General features: G+C 69.3%; 7 protein-coding genes. 6 read left to right on the top strand and 1 reads right to left on the bottom strand.

Going from position 1 to position 5251, the window contains the following annotated elements:
- The 6 genes from Q0W90_RS23030 to Q0W90_RS23005 form a co-directional block, all read left to right on the top strand.
- On the top strand, positions 1-337 hold a 337-nt coding region (locus Q0W90_RS23030), incomplete at its 5' end, for a crossover junction endodeoxyribonuclease RuvC (RefSeq protein ID WP_297776844.1).
- Positions 334-933 carry a Holliday junction branch migration protein RuvA gene (ruvA, locus tag Q0W90_RS23025; protein WP_297698397.1) on the top strand — a complete coding sequence of 200 codons (600 nt, stop codon included), beginning with the start codon at positions 334-336 and terminating at the stop codon, positions 931-933. The genes Q0W90_RS23030 and ruvA, both read left to right, overlap by 4 nt.
- Positions 930-1985 carry a Holliday junction branch migration DNA helicase RuvB gene (gene ruvB / locus Q0W90_RS23020; RefSeq protein ID WP_297698395.1) on the top strand — a complete coding sequence of 352 codons (1056 nt, stop codon included), beginning with the start codon at positions 930-932 and terminating at the stop codon, positions 1983-1985. The genes ruvA and ruvB overlap by 4 nt, the downstream gene beginning before the upstream one ends.
- Before the next feature lie 118 nt (positions 1986-2103).
- On the top strand, positions 2104-2778 hold the full coding sequence (locus tag Q0W90_RS23015; protein ID WP_297698393.1) for a hypothetical protein: 675 nt from the start codon (positions 2104-2106) through the stop codon (positions 2776-2778).
- A gap of 86 nt (positions 2779-2864) precedes the next feature.
- Positions 2865-3248 (top strand): DUF1304 domain-containing protein, encoded by a 384-nt coding sequence (locus tag Q0W90_RS23010; protein WP_297698391.1) that lies wholly within the window; start codon positions 2865-2867, stop codon positions 3246-3248.
- A 132-nt stretch (positions 3249-3380) separates the two neighbouring features.
- Positions 3381-4073, top strand: a complete 693-nt coding sequence (locus Q0W90_RS23005; RefSeq protein WP_297698389.1) for a hypothetical protein — start codon at positions 3381-3383, stop codon at positions 4071-4073.
- A gap of 64 nt (positions 4074-4137) precedes the next feature.
- Here Q0W90_RS23005 and Q0W90_RS23000 read toward each other — a convergent pair.
- The coding region (locus Q0W90_RS23000; protein WP_297776840.1) for a thioester reductase domain-containing protein at positions 4138-5251 on the bottom strand (1114 nt) is incomplete at its 5' end.

Raw genomic sequence — 5251 nt, 5'->3', positions numbered from 1 at the left:
GCTGAATGTGACGACGGTGATGGGCACCGCCCAGGCCGGTGGCGTGGTCGCGCTGGCGGCGGCCAAACGCGGCATCGACGTGCACTTCCACACCCCCAGTGAGGTCAAGGCCGCAGTCACCGGCAACGGCGCGGCCGACAAGGCGCAGGTCACCGCGATGGTCACCAAAATCCTTGCGCTGCAAGCCAAACCGACGCCGGCCGACGCCGCTGACGCGCTCGCGTTGGCGATTTGCCACTGCTGGCGGGCGCCGATGATCGCCCGCATGGCGGCGGCCGAAGCGCTGGCCGCCGAGCAGCGGCAGAAGTACAAGGCCAAGCTCAAGGCCGCCCGATGATCGCCGCGGTGCGCGGCGAGGTGCTCGAGGTGGCGCTCGATCATGTGGTGATCGAGGCCGCCGGGGTCGGCTACCGGGTGAACGCGACACCGTCGACGCTGTCCACGCTGCGGACCGGGACCGAGGCGCGGCTGATCACCGCGATGATCGTCCGCGAGGATTCGATGACGTTGTACGGCTTCACCGACACCGAGACCCGCGACCTGTTTCTGACCCTGCTGTCGGTGTCGGGCGTCGGGCCCCGGCTGGCGATGGCGACCCTGGCCGTGCACGACGCCGGCGCGCTACGGCAGGCGCTGCATGACAGCGACGTCACCGCGCTGACCCGGGTGCCCGGGATCGGCAAACGCGGCGCCGAACGAATGGTCTTGGAACTGCGCGACAAGATCGGCACGGTCGGTGCCGGCGCGGCGGGCGTGGCTACCGCCCGCAATGGCCACGCGATCCGCGGGCCGGTGGTGGAGGCGCTGGTCGGCCTCGGCTTCGCCGCCAAGCAGGCCGAAGAAGCCACCGACAAGGTGCTGGCCGCCGATCAGGACGCGACCACCTCCGGCGCGCTGCGCGCGGCCCTGTCGTTGCTGGGTAAGTCCCGATGACCCACCCCGGCGACGACTGGTCCGACCGGGAGGTCTCCGGTGCCCTCGCGCCCGGGGAAGGCGACATCGACGTCAGCCTGCGGCCGCGCTCGCTGCGGGAGTTCATCGGCCAGCCGCGGGTGCGCGAACAGCTGCAGCTCGTCATCGAGGGCGCCAAAAACCGCGGCGGCACACCGGATCACATTCTGCTGTCCGGGCCGCCGGGGCTGGGCAAGACGTCGCTCGCCATGATCATCGCGGCCGAGCTCGGATCCGCGTTGCGGCTGACGTCCGGGCCCGCGCTGGAACGCGCCGGGGATCTGGCGGCGATGCTGTCCAATCTGGTCGAGCACGATGTGCTGTTCATCGACGAGATCCACCGCATCGCGCGGCCCGCCGAGGAAATGCTCTACCTGGCGATGGAGGACTTCCGGGTCGACGTGGTCGTCGGCAAGGGCCCCGGGGCGACGTCGATTCCCCTCGAGGTGGCGCCCTTCACCCTGGTCGGCGCGACCACCCGCTCGGGCGCGCTGACCGGCCCGCTGCGGGACCGATTCGGCTTCACCGCACACATGGACTTCTACGAACCCCCCGAGCTGGAGCGGGTGCTGGCCCGCTCCGCCGGGATTCTGGGAATCGAACTCGGCGGCGATGCGGCCGAGGAGATCGCCCGGCGCTCGCGCGGCACGCCGCGGATCGCCAACCGGCTGTTGCGCCGGGTTCGGGACTTCGCCGAGGTGCGCGCCGACGGCGTGATCACCCGCGACGTCGCCAAATCCGCGCTGGCGGTTTACGACGTCGACGAACTGGGTCTGGACCGGCTGGACCGGGCGGTGCTCTCCGCGCTGACCCGCAGTTTCGGCGGCGGTCCGGTCGGGGTGTCGACGCTGGCGGTGGCGGTGGGAGAGGAGGCCACCACCGTCGAGGAGGTGTGTGAGCCGTTCCTGGTCCGCGCCGGCATGATGGCACGCACTCCGCGAGGCCGGGTGGCCACCGCCCAGGCCTGGACTCACCTCGGCATGGCGCCGCCGCCCGGGGCCGCCGGGCTCGGTCAGCCCGGTCTGTTCGAGTAGCCGGTCACGGCCGCCGGCCCGGTGGCCGCAGCAAACATCTGTGCCGCCCGTTCGGGTTACATGGCCGCGCGGTGGGTAACCAGGCTTACAGCAGTAATACCTGGTGAAGGAGATTCTGATGAGGAACAGGCGCCACGACTATGAACGCCCTCGCGCGCTGTACATGCCACGTACCCGCGGCGCGCTGACCGGGCTACTCCTGATTCTTTTGGGTGCTTGGGGTGCGTTGGTTCCGTTCTTCGGGCCCAACGTCGATTGGGCCTACATGGCTGACCCCGCGTGGACGTGGACGGCGGCCAAAGGCTGGCTGGAGGTGCTCCCGGGGGCCGCGGCCGCGGTGGGCGGCCTGCTGGTGCTCCTTTCCGGCAATCGCGCGACCGCCGTGTTCGGCGGCTGGCTGGCGGTGTGCGCCGGCGCCTGGTTCGTGGTCGGCCGCGCGTTCGCGCCGACGCTGGGCATCGGCGACGTCGGCCAACCGGCGACGACCGCGGCCGCAACGGACCTCAAACGAGCCCTGCTCGAGGTCACCTACTTCACCGGTCTGGGTGCGCTGATCGTGTTCCTGGGCGGGGCGGCCGTGGCGCGCCTGGCGGTGCGGCATGCGCGCGACGTCGCGGTGGCGGAACCGGCGCCCGTCGCAGGGGACGCCGTGCCGTCGGGTGGACCGGGCATGTATGACGAGACAAGCGGCCTGACGCGGGCCCGGACGGACGAGGTGGCGGCCCGGCCGGAGGAGCCCCGGCGGCGCAGCGGACGCGGCCTCTTCCGCCGGCATCACCACGCCGGCGTCTAGGACGGCAACCGGCAACGCGAAACGGCACCGGCAGCCTCGGCCGCCGGTGCCGTTACGCGCCGGCCTCGACTGGCGAGGAGGACGCGATGATCACGACCGCGCTGGTGTTCGCCGCGCTGGCGGCGTTATTGCACGTCTACATCTTCGTGATGGAATCGTTGACCTGGACCTCGCCGCGCACCCGCGCCACCTTCGGAACCACCGCCGAGGAAGCCGAGACCACCAAGCTGCTCGCCTTCAATCAGGGCTTTTACAACTTGTTCCTGGCCATCGTCACCGGCATCGGTATTGCCATAATCTCGTTGGGGCACAGGGATGTTGGCGCGGCACTCGTTTTCGCCGGCGTCGGATCGATGGCCGCGGCGGCGGTGGTGCTGTTGGTGTCCGCGCCCGACAAGGCGCGGGCCGCGCTGACGCAGGGCACCTTCCCGGCGATGACGATCGTGTTGCTGGTGCTCGGCCTTCAGTAGTAACACCAGCCTCATCAGCCTCAATAACCACGGTCAGCGGTTGGCGTTCGTTTGCCGCGTGGGTTACTAGTTGAAGACGCCGGGTACCCATCTCGAGCCGGAAATAGGCCCGGTATTCAACGAGGGGATGTCATGAAATACGCAGAGGACGGCCGAACCCGCGGGCTGAGCATGCCGCGCTCGCGAGGCGCGGTCAGCGGATTACTCCTGGTCATTCTGGGGGCTTGGGGGGCGTTGATACCGTTTGTCGGTCCACACTTCAACTTCGCCTACACACCGGACCGAAACTGGGCGTGGAGTTCGGCCCGGGGCTGGCTGGAAGTCGCACCCGGAGTGGCCGCCGCAATCGGCGGCCTACTGCTGATCGTCGCCGGCAACCGCGTCGCCGCGATGCTGGGCGGATGGCTGGCCGTGGCGGCCGGCGCCTGGTTCGTCGTGGGCGGCCAGGTCGCCCCGCTACTGGGAATCGGCTCCGCCGGCGACCCGATCGCCGCAACCGACCGCAAACGCGCGGTGCTCGAGGTCACCTATTTCTCGGGCCTGGGCGCGCTGATCATCTTCGTGGGTGGTGTCGTGTTGGCACGCACCGCCGTGCGCCTGGCACGCGACGTGCCGCCGTCGGCGCCGGCAGCCGCAGGGGCATCCGCCGTCGAGCCGTATCGGGATTCGGTCTACGAGCAGCCGGCCGAGGTCTCCTCGGGTGCGCTGACCAAGCCGCGCGCGTCGTCTGACCCCGAACCAAAGCGGGGCTGGCGTCGCCAGCGCGCGGGTGCGGGGTCAGGGGGCAACGCCGCGTACCTGCGTTGGCCGCACCCACAGCAGTAGTCAGCACACCAACAACAAGTCGCCCAGCCCCAAAAGGGCTGGGCGACTTGTTGTCTGGCTGAACTCAGAGCAGCCCGAGTAATTCCAGGTCGGTGACGTACTTGACGATGACCGGCGCCGACACATGCGGGATGTCTTTGTCGGGGCCGATTTTCGCTTCCTGCACCGCCGCGCGGAACACGTCGGTGGGTGCCATCGACCCGTTGGTCGGCTTCTCCGGCGTCCGGTAGTTGTGCAACAGCGGCAGCAGCGAGTACTGACGCTGCCGATCCGGCAGGGCCCGCAGCGACGTCTCGAACCGCTGCAGCCATTCGGAGTAATCGGCGATGCGCTCGATCGAATACCCGGCCTCGACCAGCCAATCGATGTACTCGTCCAGGCCGATGCCGTCGTCGTACGGGTTCATCACGTGGTACGTCTGGAAGCCGGTGTCGCTGTCCAGGATCTGCGTCCCCAGCGTCGAGATCGCCGCCGCGATGAACTCGACCGGTAGCCCGTCGTAGTGCGACCGCTGCCGGTTGCCCTTGGTGTCCAGCTCGTAGAACGAACCGGGCGCGATACCGGTGGCGACCAGGCTCAGCATCAGCCGGGTGAACATGTCCGGCAGGTTGAGCTGTCCGGCATAGGTGGTGTCGGCCAGGATCATGTCGCAGCGGAACACCGTGACGGGCAGACCACACAGGTCGTGTGCCTCACGCAGCAATACCTCGCCGGCCCACTTGCTGTTGCCATAGCCGTTGGCGTAGTTGTCGTTGATCGCGCGGGTCGCGCTGATCGTCCGGATGTCGGCGTCCTCGACGAACGTGCCCGGCTGGATCTGGTCACCGACGCCGATCGTCGACACGTACGTGTACGGCTTCTGCTTCGACGTCAGCGCGATCCGGATCAGCTCCGCGGTGCCCAGGGCGTTGGGCCCGAACAGCTCGCTGTACGGCAACACGTGGTTGACCAGCGCCGCGGGGTCGACGATGACGTCGACGGTGTCGGCCAGTCGCTGCCAGGTCTGCTGGTCCAGGCCCAGGTTGGCCTCACCCTTGTCGCCCGCGATGACCTCCAGGTGGTCGGCCGCCAGCCGCTGGTAGTGGGCGAGCAGTGTGGGGTCGCCTTCGGGAGAGCCGACGCCGAAGGTCTTGTCGAGCCGGGCGCGCGCCTCCTCGTCGGACTTGGCCCGCACCAGG

The sequence above is a fragment of the Mycobacterium sp. genome (assembly GCF_025933915.1).
Classification (GTDB): Bacteria; Actinomycetota; Actinomycetes; order Mycobacteriales; family Mycobacteriaceae; genus Mycobacterium.
Note: the sequence above shows the minus strand (reverse complement) of the source record. Positions and strands in the feature narration are given on the sequence as shown.